This is a genomic window from Rahnella sp. AA (assembly GCF_002834385.1).
Lineage (GTDB): Bacteria > Pseudomonadota > Gammaproteobacteria > Enterobacterales > Enterobacteriaceae > Rahnella.
Genome location: NZ_PITQ01000003.1, coordinates 155,520 through 174,002 on the forward strand (window position 1 = coordinate 155,520; position 18,483 = coordinate 174,002).

Annotated in this window: 19 protein-coding genes; 3 read left to right on the plus strand and 16 right to left on the minus strand. The window is 57.4% G+C overall.

Annotated features, from left to right (window positions below):
- The first annotated feature begins 2 nt into the window (after positions 1–2).
- From CWS43_RS09035 to CWS43_RS09045, 3 genes are read left to right on the plus strand one after another with little or no spacing between them, the layout of a single operon-like run.
- Positions 3–1,085: a phosphotriesterase gene (locus CWS43_RS09035; RefSeq protein WP_101076611.1), complete on the plus strand. Its 1,083-nt coding sequence runs from the start codon at positions 3–5 to the stop codon at positions 1,083–1,085.
- Positions 1,086–1,095: 10 nt separating this feature from the next.
- Positions 1,096–1,851 (plus strand): glutamine amidotransferase, encoded by a 756-nt coding sequence (locus tag CWS43_RS09040; RefSeq protein WP_101076612.1) that lies wholly within the window; start codon positions 1,096–1,098, stop codon positions 1,849–1,851.
- Positions 1,851–2,966 carry a M20 family metallopeptidase gene (locus CWS43_RS09045; protein WP_101076613.1) on the plus strand — a complete coding sequence of 372 codons (1,116 nt, stop codon included), beginning with the start codon at positions 1,851–1,853 and terminating at the stop codon, positions 2,964–2,966. Before CWS43_RS09040 ends, CWS43_RS09045 begins: the two co-directional genes overlap by 1 nt.
- A gap of 264 nt (positions 2,967–3,230) precedes the next feature.
- On the opposite strand, the gene CWS43_RS09050 is transcribed toward CWS43_RS09045, so the two are convergent.
- The 16 genes from CWS43_RS09050 to CWS43_RS09125 all read right to left on the minus strand — a co-directional run bounded on the left by CWS43_RS09050 (position 3,231) and on the right by CWS43_RS09125 (position 18,339).
- A complete protein-coding gene (locus CWS43_RS09050; RefSeq protein ID WP_101076614.1) occupies positions 3,231–3,746 on the minus strand; it encodes a nitrogen fixation protein NifQ in 516 nt (171 codons plus the stop codon).
- Positions 3,746–5,140, minus strand: coding sequence for a nitrogenase cofactor biosynthesis protein NifB (gene nifB / locus CWS43_RS09055; RefSeq protein WP_101076615.1), 1,395 nt, complete (start codon positions 5,138–5,140; stop codon positions 3,746–3,748). Before nifB ends, CWS43_RS09050 begins: the two co-directional genes overlap by 1 nt.
- Positions 5,141–5,333: 193 nt before the next feature.
- Positions 5,334–6,890 carry a nif-specific transcriptional activator NifA gene (gene nifA / locus CWS43_RS09060; RefSeq protein WP_101076616.1) on the minus strand — a complete coding sequence of 519 codons (1,557 nt, stop codon included), beginning with the start codon at positions 6,888–6,890 and terminating at the stop codon, positions 5,334–5,336.
- The gene (gene nifL / locus CWS43_RS09065) at positions 6,887–8,374 is read right to left on the minus strand and encodes a nitrogen fixation negative regulator NifL (protein WP_101076617.1); all 1,488 of its coding nucleotides are present in this window, start codon (positions 8,372–8,374) and stop codon (positions 6,887–6,889) included. The genes nifA and nifL overlap by 4 nt, the downstream gene beginning before the upstream one ends.
- 291 nt (positions 8,375–8,665) lie before the next feature.
- The gene (nifM, locus tag CWS43_RS09070) at positions 8,666–9,460 is read right to left on the minus strand and encodes a nitrogen fixation protein NifM (protein WP_101076618.1); all 795 of its coding nucleotides are present in this window, start codon (positions 9,458–9,460) and stop codon (positions 8,666–8,668) included.
- Complete coding sequence (locus CWS43_RS09075) at positions 9,457–9,900, minus strand: nitrogen fixation protein NifZ (RefSeq protein ID WP_101076619.1); 444 nt, start codon at positions 9,898–9,900, stop codon at positions 9,457–9,459. The genes nifM and CWS43_RS09075 overlap by 4 nt, the downstream gene beginning before the upstream one ends.
- Positions 9,897–10,235, minus strand: coding sequence for a nitrogenase-stabilizing/protective protein NifW (locus CWS43_RS09080; protein WP_101076620.1), 339 nt, complete (start codon positions 10,233–10,235; stop codon positions 9,897–9,899). Before CWS43_RS09080 ends, CWS43_RS09075 begins: the two co-directional genes overlap by 4 nt.
- 1 nt (position 10,236) lies before the next feature.
- Positions 10,237–11,439, minus strand: a complete 1,203-nt coding sequence (nifV, locus tag CWS43_RS09085) for a homocitrate synthase (RefSeq protein ID WP_101076621.1) — start codon at positions 11,437–11,439, stop codon at positions 10,237–10,239.
- A 15-nt stretch (positions 11,440–11,454) separates the two neighbouring features.
- Complete coding sequence (nifS, locus tag CWS43_RS09090) at positions 11,455–12,660, minus strand: cysteine desulfurase NifS (RefSeq protein ID WP_101076622.1); 1,206 nt, start codon at positions 12,658–12,660, stop codon at positions 11,455–11,457.
- A gap of 42 nt (positions 12,661–12,702) precedes the next feature.
- The gene (nifU, locus tag CWS43_RS09095) at positions 12,703–13,530 is read right to left on the minus strand and encodes a Fe-S cluster assembly protein NifU (RefSeq protein WP_101076623.1); all 828 of its coding nucleotides are present in this window, start codon (positions 13,528–13,530) and stop codon (positions 12,703–12,705) included.
- 17 nt (positions 13,531–13,547) lie between these two features.
- Complete coding sequence (locus CWS43_RS09100; protein ID WP_101076624.1) at positions 13,548–13,886, minus strand: hypothetical protein; 339 nt, start codon at positions 13,884–13,886, stop codon at positions 13,548–13,550.
- Between the two features lie 186 nt (positions 13,887–14,072).
- Entirely contained in the window at positions 14,073–14,537 is a 465-nt protein-coding gene (locus tag CWS43_RS09105; RefSeq protein ID WP_101076625.1) for a NifB/NifX family molybdenum-iron cluster-binding protein, read from the minus strand.
- On the minus strand, positions 14,524–15,909 hold the full coding sequence (gene nifN, locus CWS43_RS09110) for a nitrogenase iron-molybdenum cofactor biosynthesis protein NifN (RefSeq protein ID WP_101076626.1): 1,386 nt from the start codon (positions 15,907–15,909) through the stop codon (positions 14,524–14,526). The genes CWS43_RS09105 and nifN overlap by 14 nt, the downstream gene beginning before the upstream one ends.
- 48 nt (positions 15,910–15,957) lie before the next feature.
- On the minus strand, positions 15,958–17,331 hold the full coding sequence (gene nifE, locus CWS43_RS09115) for a nitrogenase iron-molybdenum cofactor biosynthesis protein NifE (protein WP_101076627.1): 1,374 nt from the start codon (positions 17,329–17,331) through the stop codon (positions 15,958–15,960).
- Between the two features lie 217 nt (positions 17,332–17,548).
- Positions 17,549–17,983: a hypothetical protein gene (locus tag CWS43_RS09120; protein WP_101076628.1), complete on the minus strand. Its 435-nt coding sequence runs from the start codon at positions 17,981–17,983 to the stop codon at positions 17,549–17,551.
- A complete protein-coding gene (locus tag CWS43_RS09125) occupies positions 17,980–18,339 on the minus strand; it encodes a tlde1 domain-containing protein (RefSeq protein ID WP_369825855.1) in 360 nt (119 codons plus the stop codon). The genes CWS43_RS09120 and CWS43_RS09125 overlap by 4 nt, the downstream gene beginning before the upstream one ends.
- Positions 18,340–18,483 lie beyond the last annotated feature (144 nt).

The window sequence follows — 18,483 nt, forward strand, 5'->3', positions numbered from 1 at the left end:
CGATGAAAGGGTCTATTTTTCGCCACGCCGCCCCCCTGCCCGTGGGCGTGAAAAGCGGCCATGTGATGACCGTACTGGGTCCGGTTCCGCTGGCCGACATGGGCGTCACGCTGATGCATGAACATATTTTGCTGGATGCGTCCGGCAAATGGGTCGCCCCCTGCTGTTGCAGTGACCGCCACGTCGCCGAGATGCCGGTGAAGATCGAAAATTTAGGTGAGCTTTCGCTGAATCCGCTGATGAGCCGCGATAACTGCCAGTTATTCGACGTAGATGTGGCGATTGAAGAACTGATGAAATACCGCGCGCTGGGCGGGGAAACGGTGGTGGATCCGACCAATATCGGCATTGGTCGCGACCCGAAGGCCTTGCAGCGGATCTCACGCCTGACCGGCCTCAATATCGTGATGGGCACCGGGCTGTATCTCGAGCCTTCACACCCGGAATGGGTCAAAACGATCTCTGTGGAACAACTGGCCGAGAAACTGATTTATGACGTGGGCGGCGCGCAGGAAAAACCGGAGGTGATAGCCGGTCTGATTGGCGAAATTGGTGTATCGGGCCGTTTTACCGCCGATGAGGAAAAATCCCTGCGCGCCGCAGGGCGTGCCAGCGCGGCCACCGGTGTGCCCATAGAAGTGCATCTTCCCGGCTGGGAACGGCTCGGCCACAAGGTGCTGGATATTCTTGAGCACGAAGGGGCCGACCTGCGCCATACCGTGCTATGCCACATGAACCCGAGCTTTGCCGATAAGCAGTATCAGCGCGAGCTGGCGCAGCGCGGGGCATTTCTCGAATACGACATGATTGGCATGAACTATTACTACGCCGATGAATCCGCACAATCCCCTTCGGACGAAGAAAATGCGCGGGCCATTCGCGAGCTGATCGATGACGGGTATCTGAATCAGATCCTGCTCTCGCAGGACGTCTTTTTGAAAACCATGCTGACGCGCTATGGCGGCCACGGCTACGGCTACATTCTTAAGCACTTTGTCCCCCGTTTGCGCCGGCATGGCGTCAGTGGCGAACAGCTTGAACACCTGATGATCAATAACCCGCAGCGCGTATTTGGCGGGCAATAAGGAGCAAGGCATGCAGAAAAAAATCCTGCTGGTGGGTGAATCCTGGACCAGCACGTCAACGCACGTAAAAGGTTTCGACCAGTTCGCCACTGCGACCTGGCACAACGGTGCCACCGGTTTTCTGGCCGCGCTGGCAGACAGCCATTACGCCATTACACACATGACCGCGCATGAGGCACCGGTCAGTTTTCCGCTCACGCTGGCACAATTGCAGGAGTGGGACGCCATTATTCTTTCCGATATCGGGGCTAACACGCTGCTGCTGCACCCGGATACCTGGCTCAAAAGCCAGCGCACCGCCAACCGCCTGACGCTGCTGCATGATTACGTGGCAGCGGGCGGCAACCTGATGATGATAGGGGGCTATTACAGTTTTCAGGGCATCAACGGTGGCGCACGCTATCGCAACACCGCCGTGGAAAAAGTGCTGCCGGTGCGCTGCCTGGCCTGGGATGACCGCGTCGAAACACCGGAGGGGGTTTACCCGGAGATTAAAGAGCCGCACGCCGTTTTCACGGATATTTCCGGCGACTGGCCGTGGCTGCTCGGCTACAACGAGGTGGAAATGCATCCCGAAGGCCAGCTGCTGGCAACCGTTGCCGGCACGACACACCCGCTGGTGGCGGTGCGTGAATATCAGAAAGGCCGCTCTCTGGTGTGGACCAGTGATATGTCCGCCCACTGGTTGCCGGAGGAGTTCGCCGCGTGGCCGGGCTACCGCCAGCTGTGGATTAACTGCCTGGACTGGCTGACGGAGAAATCCTGATGACGTCCGTTACCCTGTCACTTGCCCGGCAACTGCTGGGCTTTAATACCATCAACCCGCCCGGTGATGAAGCGGCCTGCATGGCGTTTTTGGCTGACTGGCTGGAGAAACGGGGTTTTGACGTCACGCTGCAACGCTTCGGTGAGAAGCGTTTCAACCTGATCGCACAGATGGCGGGCAGCATGCCGGGGGAACCGCTGGCTTTTACCGGCCATCTGGACACCGTGCCGCTGGGCAATCAGGCCTGGCAGTTTGACCCTTTTGGCGCGGATGTCACCGGTGACCGGTTATACGGACGGGGTTCGAGCGATATGAAAGCCGCCGTTGCCGCTTTTGCCGTTGCCTGCACGGTGCATCAGGCCGTTATCCGCGCAGGAAAAGGGGTGCTGATGGTGATTACCGGCGGTGAAGAGACCGGCTGCGATGGCGCGCGGGCGCTGATTGATGCCGGTGTGTTACTTCCCGTCGGCGCACTGATTGTCGGTGAGCCGACGGCAAATTATCCGGTGATCGGCCATAAAGGTGCGTTATGGCTGCGGTGCGAAACCCGGGGTAAAACGGCGCACGGCGCGATGCCTGAGCTGGGCATTAATGCCATTTATCTGGCTTCGGAGGCGCTGACGAAGATTCAACATTTTGAGCCGGGCGCACCCCATCCGCTGATGAAAAAGCCGACCCTGAACGTCGGGCGGATCAGCGGCGGGCTGAACATTAATTCTGTTCCGGATCTCACGCAGTTTGACGTGGATATCCGCACGGCGCCCAACCTGCAACACGCCACCATCCGGCAAAATCTGACCACCGCACTGGGTGAAACGGTGACGATTTCCACGCTGGTTGATTTGCCTGCCGTGCTGAGCGAAGAAGGGAACGTCTGGATCACCCGCGTTTACCAGCGTTGCCAGACATTACTGGGACAGCCCGTCGAAGCGAGGATTGTGCCCTACTTTACCGACGCCTCGCTGCTGCTTCCGGCGCTCAACAATCCGCCCTGCATTATCCTCGGGCCGGGTGAGCCGGGTATGGCGCACCAGACTGATGAGTACTGCCTGCTCAGCCGCCTGTCGCAGGCCGAAATGCTGTACGGCGAGCTGATTCTGGACTGGCAGTCATAACCTCAACGCGTTTTTCTCCCAAAAAAAAGCGTCCTGTTAGCGCTCAGTTTCCTGAACGCTAACGGACGCCTCTATCGAAATCCGATTTAAACCATTATGGCCTGATGCTAATGTCCCGGAAATAATGCAGATTACATGCCAGTTTTATGGCTTAAAATTAAACCTTAAACATCAGAAAGTTAATAATCCACCTGGCATTTCTGGTGATTTTTCGCACTACAACGGGACATTCTGCACTGCCGGATGGCAGAAAATTCGCCGTATCTATTCCTCCGGCGCAAAACAAACGGCCCATTCATAACACTCTTCACAGCTGGGGGAACGGCAGGTGATTTCCCCAAGGGATCGCATGCATTGCTGGCGGTAGAAAAATTTCTTCCAGCGCATATTCTGGTGATTCATTTCCACCAGTTCAGGGAAACAGGCCGCCATCAGTTCGCGTAATTCAGCGCGGGAATCTAACCCGAGATCTTGCCAGAGATGATCAAATGCCATTGATGCTGTGGCGATCAGCTCATGCATGGGCGCGGCATCCGGCACCTGTGACTGCCACAGCCACTGCGCCAGCTGCGCACGCTCGTTCCCCCGTGACTGCTGCAGCAAACCGAGCAAATTTTGCTGCTCGAGTTGCAACGTCGACAGCACCGGTGTGGACCGTCCGGTACGCTGCAACAAAGCCTGCCACGCCTCGTCTTCCAGCCCCATCTGCGGGGGAAAACGGGAGCGCCCGGCCAGATGCAGCGACAACAACCTTCCTAACCACGCCTGCGCATCTTTCATCACGCCACCCCGCGTATGCTGATTTCACCCCCGGCCAGCTTGCGTTGCTGCCACCATTGCGCCAGCACGGTTTCCACCGGCTGCCATGCACCTTCAACCTGCGGCTCGATGCCTGCCGTCTCCAGCCGTTTCCACGGTGTCATGCCAATACGGGCACAAAATACCGCTTTCACATCGGCCAGCAGCGCCAGTAACGCATCCATATTCTGCGCCGCATCTTCCGGCTCACAGTCATCAGGCGAATGGCAGTAACGCGGCGTAAAACGCTGCCCGACCTGCACGATGCCAGCCGCCGACAGGCTGTACAGCGTAAAGCGCTCGGCGTGCCCGAAGTGCTGATCGACGGCCTGCCCCTGTGTGGTCGCGACCGCCACCAGGCAGGCGTCCGGTTCTTCAGATTCCCCCTGAGAAACAATGCTGGCATGAAGTTGCGCACGCTGATGTAAAACCGGCAAATACGGCGGCGGATTGACCGGCACAGAAGCCAGCGGGAATGCCGCGTTGCGGTCTTCGCCCAGCATACCGATAGCATCGGCGCGGCACTGGTGGCAATGCGTCATCTGCGGCATGGAAATCCCGCAGGATTTCCTGACCTCCGCCACCATTTCGGCATCCGGCTCGGCCTGCCCGCTCAGCCCGAACACGGTTCCGTGCTCCGGGCGTGAAATCAGCGGCATGATGTTGTGTAAAAACGCGCCCCACTCCCCGACCTGCTGACTGACGGCCTGCATATGCCGGTCGTTAATGCCGGGTATCAGCACGGAATTGATTTTCACCAGTACCCCTTTTTCGATCAGTTTTCTGATGCCTTCTGCCTGACGTTCAATCAGCAGTTCTGCGGCCATGCGCCCGGTTAAACGTTCGCCTTCATACCAAAGCCAGGCGTAAATCTGTTCCGCCACCGCAGGGTCAATCGCATTCATCGTGACTGTGACGTGATCGACGCCAATATCCACCAGACGGTCGGCCACATCCGGCAGCATCAGGCCGTTGGTCGACAGGCAAAGTTTAAGATCAGGCAGTTGCTGGCGCAGCAGTTCGAGCGTCTGGAACGTGCGGCCAATATTCGCCAGCGGATCGCCCGGCCCGGCAATGCCGACAACGGAAAGCTGAGGGATTGCCGCCGCCACCTGGCGGGCTTTGGCGACAGCCTGTTCGGGGAGTAACAACTCCGATACGACACCCGGACGCGATTCATTACTGCAATCGTATTTCCGGTTGCAGTAATTGCATTGCAAATTACAGGCGGGCGCGACGGCCAGATGCATACGGGCAAAACGGTGATGACCGCTGACCGAATAGCAGGGATGCTGCGCCGCCTTGCTGGCCAGTTGTTCATTAACACGGGTCTGGCTTTGGCCGGAGCAACCCGCAGAGGAAGGACAGGATGTCATAGCGGTGAACCTTAATCAGCAGAAGGTTCTGGATATTTGCAAAGGTTATACCGAAGAGGAATGCTGTAAAAACCGTGATTTATTAATGCGTTAAATTTAGTACAGGTCGTTTTCTTTTGTCAGGTTCACCGCGTTGTGCCGACATTGTCCCAAAAGCAACAAGGCCGGCAAACGCCGCGTGCGGTTTGTCAGGTTAAATACGGTGCATGTTGATATCCATAATCTGAATCCGGTATGCGATCTGCCTTGGCGTCATCCCCAGCAGCCTCGCCGCTTTGGCCTGCACCCAGCCTGTTTTTTCCAGTGCGGCAATCACGCGCTGACGCTCGTCGAGTTCCTGATCCAGCCAGCTTTCGTCTGTCGCGACCGGCGCACCCGCTTTGACGGTCAGGGCCGGTGATTCATGGTGATTGAACAGGATGACGTCGCGGTCAATCAGCCCCTCATCGGTCATTACCGACGCCCGTTCGAGGCAATTTTCCAGTTCACGGACATTGCCCGGCCAGCTGTAGGTCATCAGCAGGCGGATGGCGCCGTCACTGATATGCAGCTCCCGCCCCTGACGCAACGCGATCTTTTTCACCAGAAACGGGGCCAGTTCAGCGATATCATCCAGCCTTTCGCGCAGCGCCGGTAAGGAAACCGGCATGACGTTGAGGCGATAATAGAGGTCTTCACGAAAATTACCGGCCCGCACTTCTTCCTCAAGATTACGGTTGGTGGCGGCAATAATCCGCACATCCACTTTCAGCGTGGTATCGCCGCCGACCCGCTCCATTTCCCCCTCCTGCAAGATGCGCAGCAGCTTTGCCTGGAAGGAGGCGCTGGATTCACCGATTTCATCTAAAAATAACGTGCCACCGTCTGCCAGTTCAAAGCGACCTTTACGCGTACGGATAGCGCCGGTGAAAGCCCCTTTCTCATGGCCGAACAGCTCACTCTCCAGCAAGTTATCCGGCAACGCGGCGCAGTTGAATTTCACAAAAGGCGCGGTGGCACGCGGCGAGTTGTAGTGAATGGCGTTAGCAATCAGCTCTTTCCCGGTGCCGCTTTCCCCCCGCACCAGCACCGTCGTATCCCATTTTGAAACCTGCCGCAGGATATCCATCGTCTGGCGCATCGCCTGGCTTTTCCCCACCATCTGCTCGAAACCGAACTGGCGCGGAACGCTGCAACGCACGGGTGTTTCAGCCGGCAGAGCCTCCGGCGGATGGTTCGCCCGCAAAGGCTGGCTGATGAGATTCGCCACCATTTCCAGAAAGCGGGTGCTGGCAGGGAGCCGGTCTTCGTGCAACGCCATCGGCTGTGCCACCAGAACGCCCGCAGGCTGGCTGTCCGGGCCGGGGATCGGCACGCCAATCAGCGGCAGGCTGTAATCATAAATATTCAGGCGATCGAGAAACCGCTGATCGTCGGAGATACGCGGCAGCACCAGCGGTTGCCGCTGGCTCATGACCGCACCGATCACCCCTTCACCCACACGGTAACGGACATGGCGGGAATCCTTTTTCCGCTCGCCATCAATGCCGTGCAGGGATTCCACAAATAACGCGTTACGCTCTTTATCGAACAGGCACACCATGCCGTATTGCATAAAAGCATGTTCGTGCAGGACTTCCAGAATCGCTTCCAGCGCCCGCTCGGTATGACTTTCCTGGCTCAGCGCCACGCTGATGCGGTAAAGCGCCGTGAACTGCGCAGACATATCAAAACGCCGGACAACCGGGCCTGCGGTGGGTAACTGTGTCATTTCAATCCTCCTTTCAGACCCTGCAGAACGGGCAGGCGTAGCGTCAGCGAGGTGCCGCCATCGGGGCGGGTCGAGAGATCTAAAGAGCCACGATGATGAGCGATAAGCGTCTGGATCAGACGCAGTTCCATTCCATTTCCGGGGCGGGAAAACGCCGCTTCCGGGCGGGCATAGCGCACCTGCTCACGCGGTACGTTATCGGTGATGTAAAAACACAGCCACCCGTTATCCTGTTTCGCCACGATATTCATGACCAGCGACAACGACGGCATGGCCTGCGCCTGGGACAGCGTATGATCAAGCCACAGGCTGAGCGCCGTGAGGATTTGTGTCCGTTGCCCGAAAGCCTGTAAATCAGGAGGGGTGACAACGTAACGCAATTCCCCTTCACCTAAAAACCGGCTGTCGTACAGTGCACTGAGATCATCGAAGAATTCTCCGAGCGACCAGACGGCCAGCGGTTCAAAATCCAGCGACGGGCGGCAGGCCTGTAACCGGCTCACCGCCTGCTCACCTTCGCGCCAGGCAAATTCCAGCGCCATATTATTGCCTTCTTCGCCATTAAGCCGCCTCGCTGCCGCCAGCATGTTGATTGGCCCGTTGAGCTGGATCAGTGCGGCATCCAGGGATTCGCGGATCGCCGCCAGCAGTTTGCCGTTAGTGAGCTTTTGCTTCAGGCGATCAAGATAGCCCTGTTGCTGTCGGTGGTGCTGATCGGTGCAATCGGTGAGCACAATCAGTTTTCCGGGTGATGTAATGCCGGTAAAGAAGCGGCTCGCCTCTTCGTTAACCCCCTGAATCGCCCACTGTCCGAAGGAAAACCACCGGATACCGCCGCGGATTGACACGGGCACCGGCTCACCGCTGTTCAGCTCATCTTTCAGTTCCGGATAACCCATTTCGGCCAGCAGTTCAGTGCCCCCGCAATCCGCGCACAGGGTTTTGTAAGCCAGATTATCCATCACCACTTTGTCATGCTCATCGACCACCACCACCGCTGCCGGGATGTTATTCAGCACCTCGGTAAACAGGGTGATGTGATTACGCAGGCGTTGCTCCAGCGCGTATTTCTCGCTGATGTCTTTATGCATCCCGAGATAGTGCTCGACGCGCCCGTCAGCCCCTAAGATCGGCGTAATCGTGACATCCGCCAGATACAGTGACCGGTTATTACGGCGGTTAATCAGCTGGCCGCTCCAGGGGTTTCCCTGTAACAGCGTTCGCCACATTTCTTCATAAATGTGCTTCGGCGTCTGCTGGCTGGCCAGCAGACGATGGTTCTCCCCTAAAAGTGTCGCCAGTGCAAAACCGGTCTGGCGGCAAAATGCCGGATTGGCATATAAGATCCGCGCCTCCGGGTCGGTCAGCGAAATCGCCACCGAAGATTGTTCAACCACGGTATAAAACAGTGAAGGATGTTGCAGCGACAGTCGGCTGGCGATATTCCCCTCTGGAAACGATGTTGATAGCGCCGTTAAGCTCATGTCTTTCTCCCCTTTGTTGCACAATGCTGGAACCCAAATCACAGATAAAACCTCAGAAATACCCGTGCAATTTGCAGGCCTTTTGCAGGGGCATCTCACCAAAGCTTGATCTGAACAGGCTCTTTTGGGGATTAAGAAGTAAAGTTTGCGGTTTTCAGGGCGCGGGAGGGCGAAGAAGTGCGTGGTACAAGGCCTGAGAGGAATTTCCTTTGCGCTTTTATAAGGCAAACGCAAAGGGAAATGTGCAATTTTCGTGCAAAACGGGCATGACGGAAGGATGATAATACCGGCTCAGGCCGGGATCAGTTGTTGCAGCCACGCCCGCTGGTAATGCTTCTGTTGCCGTGCCGTGAGTTGCTGGCGTACCAGCGCTAAGGCTTCCGCTTTTGGCACCGGCTGTGGCAGGCGGATTTCTTCACACAGGAGCAAATGCCAGCCAAGCTCTGTTTCAACCGCCGGGCTAAGCTGACCGGCCTCAAGACGAAACAACATTTCATCCAGTTCAGGATAAAGAATGCCGCGCCCGACCCAGCCGAGAACACCCCCACCCATTGCGCTCGGGCAGTGGGAATAGCGCAGTGCCTCGCGGGCGAACAGCTCCTGCCCGCTGCGTAACCGGCTGGCAATCGCCTCAATCTGGTCGAGAACGCCCTGTGAATTGCCTTCAACGGTGAGCAACAGATGGCGGGTATAGCGCTGTTCCGGGCGGATAAAATGCTGCGAGTGCCCGCGATACCAGGCTTCTACCTGTTCGTCGTCCGGCAGCGGTGCCTGCTGCTGCACCCAGTTCAGCTGCTCACGCAGCAGCGTCTGGTGGAGGACCAGTTCTTCGATTTCCTCCCCCGTCAGTGACAGTTCTGATAATTCTGCCGCCAGCGCCTGGCGCGTCATTTCAATCGAGTGCGGTTCAATCTGCAAAGAACGCCCCAGAGCGGCCTGCGCCACGGCCTCTTCTATGACCTGCTGGCGCTGCCAGGCTTCAATAAATTGCTGGTACTGCGCGGACGTTGCGCTAAGTTCATCGCTCAGGTTCATTTGTTTCGCCAGCTTCCAGCGGCTGTAACGGTGCCACACGGGGGTACTCATATCCGCTCCTCCTCCAGATTCAGTGCATGCTCGGGTACCTGAAATATTCGCTGTGCGAACAGCACCTGGTAATGAAATACGTTATCCAGCGGTTCGCAGCCCATCACACGCCCGATACCCCCCAGCGGCATCACTACCTCACCGCGAATGACCAGATCACGCCGGGAACTGACCCGGTCGCCATATTGAAAAGCGCCCGCCAGCCAGGGCGCGTCGGCGGCAATCAGTTCCTGTTCACGGCACCCCACAATCAGGTCATCGTCCAGGAAATGAACCTGATAAACGATGGTGTCCTGCAAAAACACGCCCCACTCGCGTACATACCCCAGGCTGCCGCGCCGGATCAGTAAATCCCCACGATTTTTACCGGCGAAAGTTCCGTCATCGCGCACAATGCGTGTGACCCGCACCTGCTGATCAACCTCAAATGCCGGTTTCATGGCCGCAGCTCCAGCAGCTCTTCCCAGCCAATAAAACTGGCATTATTGCGCTGATAAACAGCCAGCCCGGACTGCGTCGCCAGCGGTCCGGCGATTGTCTGCGCGTAACTTTCCGCCAGCAAACGCCGCGCCAGTTGCCAGCTGGCGCGATCTGAGGCGTCTTCATCAACAAAATGCACCGGCACCGCAGCCGTCAGCCGCTGATTAAACTGCACCATAATGTGCAGATGGCGGCTGCGCAGCATCACCGGATCCACCTCCAGTTCAAAAAAATCAAAAAAGGCTTGTGCGGAATCCAGCTCTTCAACCCCTTCAATACGGGTAAACCACTCCATATCAGCCTCCCTGAGCCTGAAGATGCCCTTCAAAAGAAAACTGACCTTCCGTCCGCTGCTGGCACATGGCGATCACTTCATCCTCGCTCGGGTTGCGTTTGAGATGCTCGGCAAAGCGTTTGACTTCCGTCAGTATCGACATCGTCTGTTTCTCGTTGAGCGAATACCCCAGCCGCGCACAGATGCCGCTCACCGCCTGCCTTCCGGAATGTTTACCGAGCACCAGATTAAATTCACGCCCGACCAGTGAAGGTTCGATGCCCTGATAGCTGCGCGGATCACGCAAAAGCGCAGCCACGTGTAACCCGGATTCGTGCGTAAAAACCTGTTCACCCACCAGCGGGTGCTGGACATCAATAGTCCGGCCTGCGGCGGCGGCAACAATGCGACACAGCTCCGGCAGCTCGGTGAAATCAATCCCGCAATCAAGATTCAGGCAGCGTGAAAGTGACAGCGTCACGCTTTCCAGCGCGGCATTTCCGGCCCGTTCCCCCAGCCCCAGCACGGTCGTATTCACATGCGTGGCACCGGCCCTGACCGCAGCCAGCGTATTGGCGGTCGCCATGCCCAGATCGTTATGCGCATGCATCTCCAGCTCGCCTTTCCAGTTTTCGCGCAGCCGGGAGATCCGGGCGAACGTGCTGAACGGATCCAGAATGCCCAGCGTATCCGCAAAACGCATGCGCTCAATCCCCAGATCGGCGGCCACTTCCGCCAGCATGCTCAGGGTTTCATCGGCAGTGCGTGAGGCATCTTCACATCCCATACTCACCCGCATACCGAGACGGCGTGCCAGCTGAACCAGCGGTTTGAGCGAGGCGATCACCGCCGGCCACGGCTGATGCAACTTCTGTTCACGCAGCAAATCCGATGCCGGTACAGAGATATCCACCCAGTCCATGCCGACCCGCGCGGAGTCGTGAATCTCTGCCGAATTCATCCGGCACCACGACATCATCATGGTGTCCGGCAGTTGCCTGCGCAGGATAGCCAGCCGGACGCACTCTTCCTCACCAATCGCCGGCGTACCGGCTTCCAGCTCCCGGACACCCGCATTCACCAGCGCCTGCGCAATTTCCAACTTTTCACTGGCCCGGAAAGCCACGCCGGGGCTCTGTTCACCATCGCGCAATGTGGTGTCATTGATAGTGACAGCCGGTGGCACAGTGCCGGAGTTAACTTTTTCTGTTTCTAAAGCCGCCATAGCCAACCCTCTGCCTCAGCCATACGTCGGAGAAAAAATACTGCCCTGGGCGACTTCCGGTTTTCCCTGCTGCCAGTAAGGTGACAGCGTGCGCAGTCGCGCAACAATATCCGGCATCTGTTCAATCGCCCATTCGATTTCCCGTTCACGGGTAAAACGTGACAATGAGAAGCGGATACTGCCGTGCGCAGCGGTATAAGGGATATTCATCGCACGCATGACGTGGGAAGGTTCAAGCGAACCAGACGTGCAGGCGCTGCCGCTGGAGGCGGCAATGCCGCAATGATTGAGCAACAGCAAAATAGCTTCGCCTTCGATATATTCGAACGCAATATTCACGGTATTGGGCGTGCGGGGCTGGTTTGCGCCCATCAGCAGCGTATGCGGAATACTGCTAAGCAGGCCGTTTTGCAGCCGGTCGCGCATTTCCTGCACCGATGCCATCATCGGCAGATGTACATCTGCCAGTTCGCAGGCAGCCCCCATGCCCACAATCCCGGCGATGTTCTCCGTCCCGGCGCGGCGTCCGCGTTCCTGATGCCCGCCACGCACCAGCGGGCGGAAACGGGTATTGCGGCGCAGGTAAAGGCAGCCGCAGCCTTTCGGCCCGTGGATTTTGTGCGCCGAACAGGAAAGCATATCGATATCCGTGGCACGCAGTGAAATCGGGATCTTACCGACGGCCTGCACCGCATCGCAGTGAAACAGAATGCCGCGTTCGTGCGCCGCGCTGGCCATTTCCGTCACCGGGAACAGCACGCCGGTTTCGTTGTTTGCCCACATCATGGTGACCAGCGCGACATTTTCACTCAATGCATCGTAATAATGGGCCGTATCCAGCGCACCTTCTTCGGTAACACCAATGCGGTGGATCATATATCCCTGACGCTCCAGGTGTTCGCATACCGCCAGCGTCGCCGGATGTTCCACTGCTGTGGTAATAATTTCACGGCGTTCCGGCGCCAGCGCAATGGCCGAGTAAATGGCAGTCGACGTGGCTTCCGTCGCGCAGGAGGTGAAAATAATTTCGCTGGTATACGCCGCACCCAGCAGGCTTGCCACCTGCTCGCGCGCGCGTTCAAGCCCGGCGCGGCACGGCTCGCCGAAATCATGAATCGAGGACGGATTACCGTAATAATCGCGCAGATAAGGCATCATCGCTTCCAGCACCATCGGGTCGATGCGGGTTGTGGCATTGTTATCCAGATACACATTTTTCATTGTCTGTTCCTCATGGCCGGGCGGACATTGATGTGGCAAAGACTAGGCTGCGCAGACAACGCGCATATAACGCCCCATACGTTCAACCAGTTTCTGTTGCAACCAGGCCAGCGTCATATCGGTCATCATGCAACCACTGCAACTGCCGGAAAGCTCAACCGTCACTTCCTGTCCTTCAACACGCACCAGCGACATATCGCCCCCGTCCGCCTTAATGTGCGGGCGCAGTGATGCGACCACTTCTTCTACCGCCAGCCAGTTTTCATCCCGTGCGGCGACGGCCACCGGTGTTTTCACCGGATGTGTTTTCAGGATCTCTTCCAGGCATAACTCGATTTTTTCGTGGCATGAGGTACAACCGCCACCGGCTTTGGTGTAATTGATCACGTCTTCAAGCGTGGTCAGGCCATTGGCAATCACGGCGCGGCGGATCTGTGCTTCATCGACGGCAAAGCATTTGCAGATCAAGGCACCTTCCTCATGGTCTTCATCCGGCGCTTCCCCCCGGTAATGCTTGATCGCGGCGCGCAGCGCTTCCTGCCCCATCACCGAGCAGTGCATTTTTTCCGGTGGCAAACCATCAAGATATTCAGCGATTTGCTGGTTGCTTACCTGCTGAGCCTGCGTCAGGCTGCGGCCAATGATCAGTTCGGTCAGCGCCGAGGAGGAGGCAATAGCACTGCCGCAGCCGAACGTCTGAAACCCGGCATCGAGAATAATTTCAGTCTCAGGATCGACTTTCAGCATCAGGCGCAGTGCATCACCGCAGCTCAGCGAACCGACGTCACCAATCGCATTCGCCTCATCCACGACCTTGGCGTTACGCGGATTAAAAAAGTGTTCTTTAACTTTCTCAGAATAATTCCACATGTCTTTAACCCCTTTGATTAGCCCTGTTCGGGAGATGTCGCACAACGGCTGCTTTCACAATTGCAGGAGGAAACAACGGGCAGAACGACGCGAATACCCGCACGCTGATCCTGTTCTGCCGCGGTCAGCGTCGCGTTTTGCAATAACGTCCAGTGCAGCGGATCCGCCAGCAAACGCAGGCCATTAAGCATTTCAACGTGATCACGCGGCAAAAACGTGGCGCTCCAGTGCATTTTCACTTTCCAGCCACCACAGGGATCCCCTTCCAGCGCCATCCGCAAGCCTCCGCCCTGTGGCGACAACTGGCGCTGCAACGCCAGCAGGCGGTCAAAAACCGGGGTATCAATAGCAATCATGGTGTCACCTCCAGTACGGGTTTCTTACTATTGAGCAATTGTGATGCCAGTCACATTTTTAGTGTTATTTCAATCACATAACACCTGGCGATATAAACAATGCCCACACAGATGTCGCGATATTTGTCAGGTTTGTCATACAGATGACACAGTGCTCAGGGCACTTTCCCTGCACGAACCGGGTTTTCACAGCCGGTCGTCCTCCTGCCATTCGTCCCCCGCCAGCAGTTTGTCGAAACGTCCGGGATCCCGCTGACGGCGCGTCACCTGGCGCTCTGCCGCTGACCAGTGTTGTTGCGTTTGTTTGAGCAACTGAGCAATGTCGGTGTCCTCCGGCACTTTGATGGCCCGCACCCCGATTTCCAGCAACTGGCGGAAAACGGAATCGCCGATAGCCAGGCAATAAAGCGTCACACAGTCTTCCAGCGCCGCCATCCGGCAGGCGATTTTTTCCTGCTGGTGGCCGGAGTGCGCATTGAATTCCGCCACGCGCAACAGCTGCACCTGATCTTGTTTTACGCCGTACACCACCAGACGGGTGGTGGCACCAAAATGCTGATCGACGTGGTGATAATCCGAACTGGCAAAGGCGACCTGCATGGGCCATTCGGTGGCGCTGACGGTATCGAGATAACGATTAGTGCGAGCCATAGCTGGCCTCCGGCATCAGGTTAAAGCTGAACACCTGCTTAAGCGGCGAATGGTAGGCGGCCAGCATGTGATGCTGTTCCTGCACCAGGTTGGCGAGCTCAAACAGCGTGTCGCGGATCCCCGCGTAACCCTGCCGGACCCGCCGGAATTCGCCGAGCCGGTCGTAGAGCGGAAAACCGGCACGCACCAGGGCGATGCCGTTTTTTTCGGCCAGCGGCGCGGCGTGGGAGTTAGCCACCAGCAACGACGCCGGGCGGCTATCGAGCTGGGTTTGCAAATCTTCCAGATCGCCGATCACCACCTGCTCAACCGGCAAACCGGCCAGCGAAGGCTGATTGACCGGCGCAATGACCGGCCCCACGCTCATCCCCTGGCTTTGGGCAAAATCACACCAGGCCACCAGCAGATCGGCCTCAGCCGCCAGTGCAATACGTTGTGATTGCAGCCAGGTGTGGCAGTCGATCATTGCGTCCAGCAGTTGCCCGCGCTGGCGTTCAATCCAGGCGGGAACTTCGCGGCCTGAAATCTGATGCAGATGCCGGATCAGGTTGTCGGTATTTTCCAGCGTCATCAGGTGCGGCAGATTCAGCGCCATCCCGCGGCTGCGCATTGCCATCAGGCTGGCAGCACAGTTAAGCGAACTGCCGACGGTTATGGTGGTCAGGCTTTGCCCCATTTGCTCAATCTGGCGCTGCGGCGTGCCCCCCTGCGTGACCGGATGGAAATCCCCGTTAGCCAGATGCCCGTCCAGCGACTGCGATAAATCCGGCAGGATCACCGGTTGCAGGCCGAAGGCTTCGACATAGCTGCGCAGCAGTTCCAGATCTCCCGGCGTCAGTAAATGGCTGACCAGCAGATTGACGCGTTTATTGCGCGTGCCGGTCGGGGGTTTTTCCGGCACCCACTGGGTGATCACGCTTTCCATCAGCGCGCTGTAGCCGTTTTCCAGCGAGCCATAGAAATCCGGCGTGTTCACGGTCAGGATCGCGATATTGTTAAAGCGAGGTTCTTTCTGGCGAAACTCGCGTAACGCCATCGACAAATCGCTGCCCTGCGCTTCCGAAAGCCCGGTGCTGAGGATCACAATGGCTTTCGGATTACTGCGCTGACACAGCGTGGTGAGCGCAGTACTGACGTTGCCATCCGACCCCATAATGGTGGTGGTCGATTCCATCGCCGTGGATTGCAACGGGATCGGATCATGAAAATGCTGGATAAAAAAGACCTTGGCGAACGCGCTGCAACCTTGCGCGCCATGAACCAGCGGAATGCAACTTTCCAGCCCCTGACTGGCCAGAATTGCCCCGAGCGGTTGCCCGCTTTTAATGGGCGTAGTCGCCAGGGGTTTGGAATTACGCAGAATTTGAGCCATACACATCCTCCAAAACAATGATTGAGAGCAACGCTTCTGAAGCCCTTTTTAGCGCCACGGCGCCAGACGGTTGACCTGCGACCAGATCGGGCTTTCCATCGTGACGCACAGTTGTTCCGCCAGATTGACTAATCCGGGATAACCGGCAAAGGCGTGTTCACGCTCCTGATTGATATCCAGGAACGGCAGGCGGGCTTTGTAGGCGGTGTACATGTTGCGGCCACCGGCGATCATGATGTCGCCGCCAAAGCGGTAGAGGGTATCGAGCAGGATCCGCGCATTGCCTTCATCAAGCATCAGCACGTCTTCACCCATCAGTTCGCGGATACGTTGTTTGTCTTCTTCGGTGGATTTACGGGTGCCGGTCGCTACAACCGTAATCCCCAGATCCTGCAAGGCGGAGACAACCGACCAGGATTTCACCCCGCCGGTATACAGCAGCGCTTTACGGCCGCTGAGCCTCGCGCGGTAAGGGGCCAGGAGCTTTTGGGTCGCCGCTTCTTCCCGTTCGATCAAACGTTCGGTACGCTCTTGTAAATCCGGGTCTTTCAGCAGTGCGGCAATGGTACGCAGGGAATCCGCCATTGCGCGCAGACCGTAAAAACTGCCCTCGAACCACGGGATTTGGTAACGCTCTTCCATCTTGCGGGCAACGTTGATCAGCGCCCGCGAACACACCAGCATATTGACCTCACTGCGGTGCATGGTCTGGATTTCGGCAAATCGGGAATCTCCCGACAGGCTGCACAGCACGCGGATACCCAGTTCATCGAGCAACGGCAGAACGTGCCAGAATTCACCGGCGATATTGAATTCACCGATCAGGCTGATGCTGTGGCGATGCGCTGCGGGCACCGGTGAACCTTCCGGCCAGGGGGCAGGCTCGCGCTGGCCGATCACCTTTTTCACCATGACTTCCCCGGCGATACGGTTGCCGAGATTTTTGCTGCCATAGAATCCGGCGGCATCCACGGAGATAACCGGGACACCGGCCGCCGCAGAGGCCGCACGGCAGACGGCTTCGACGTCATCCCCCTCCATTGCCGGTACGCAGGTGTTGTAGATAAACACCGCCGCCGGATGGTAATGGCTGACAATATGCTGAACAGCGTGAAACAACCGGCGTTCACCGCGCCCCATGATCACATCCTGTTCGCTCATGTCGGTGGTAAATCCCATCCGGTTGACCGACGGCCCGGAACTGCGGCTGCCACGGTTATCCCAGGAGCTTCCGGTACACCCAATCGGGCCATGAACCAGATGCGCGACGTCCGCGACCGGCAGCAGGGCAATCTGCGCGCCGTCAAAGGCACAACCGCCCGCCGTCGCCCCCGGTTTGGGCAGGCTGCAGCCTGATTTTTGCTTGTGGTTATGCTCACAGGCTGGCTCATCAATCAGTGCCAGTATTTCTTTTGCCTTCATCGCAACCTCGTCATGACAAATAAGTATCAGTGAGAATGTTGCAAGGAGCAGGCCAGTCGTTACGCTATGATTTTGAAGGGGATTTATTTGTCGCGTTTGTGACAAACGACACAAAGGACACAAAGAAGACACAGGGAACAGAAGTAAACCGGGAATGGGTGTAGAGCGTAAGGAAGGCCCGGTCAGCAGGCCAGGCCTTGTACTTCCGTGGGTAAAATTACTTAATCTTACGGGCGTTGTCTGCCTTCCATTCCTCATAGCTTGCTTCGAGGATCCATAAGCAGGTTGCGCCCTTGTCCGTCCCCAGCAGGGCCAGGCGGGTGTGCTGATAAAAATCCTCAACCACCGGAGCTGTTTGCTCAGCCGGAACGCCGCAAACAATATCCGTCCCTATCATATGAGGCCATGTTTTAGCGTCAATGATACCGAGCATGTCCAGAACGCCCGGGGCGTTTTTCGATAGCGCCCTGGCCAGTGCATCCTCCAGACTGATGGCCTGCTTAACGTCCGCCGTGGCCGCCAGTTCCGGGACTTTATCAAGCCAGGTTTGCTCGCCCGACCCGATACCTTTCAGCGAAGCTGACCAGTCGGTGGCATTTCCCCCGGCCCAGACCAGCCAAGGGAACAGCCCCAAAAGTATGAGCGGCTTCATCGGACTACCTCAAGTGTCCCACCTTCACGCAGAACACGTCGCCGGGTTGCCTGGGACATAATAATACAGCCCTCAGACGCGAAGCCCGCAGGCTTGTTGACCCTTTCCCCATGAATGCGGAACGCCGAACGGCCAAAAGAGTCCCCGGATGTCTGCTCCAGGATAATGGTCACCGGGCCTTTTGATATTGAGTGCCCCGCAATTCTGTACGTTCCCCGGGGAAGCGGCCCCAGCCCTTTGACCTGCTGGCGGTCGGGGTTGTTTTTGTTGGTCAGGCTCCGGCCTGCAACATCGACAGAGCCGTAGATATCCGCGTCACCGTCGTCTTTGAGCCATAGATAAGCTGGAATAGCCATAGTTTTAAACTCCATTTTAAAAAGGGAGCCAGCTCGAAGCCTGCTGGCTAACCTGCTGTTTCGCAGTGGAATCAAACTACCCCTAAGCCAAATTATCGTCAATTTTTGTACAGTCTGAAAATCACGCCACCCGGGGCGCAGGCC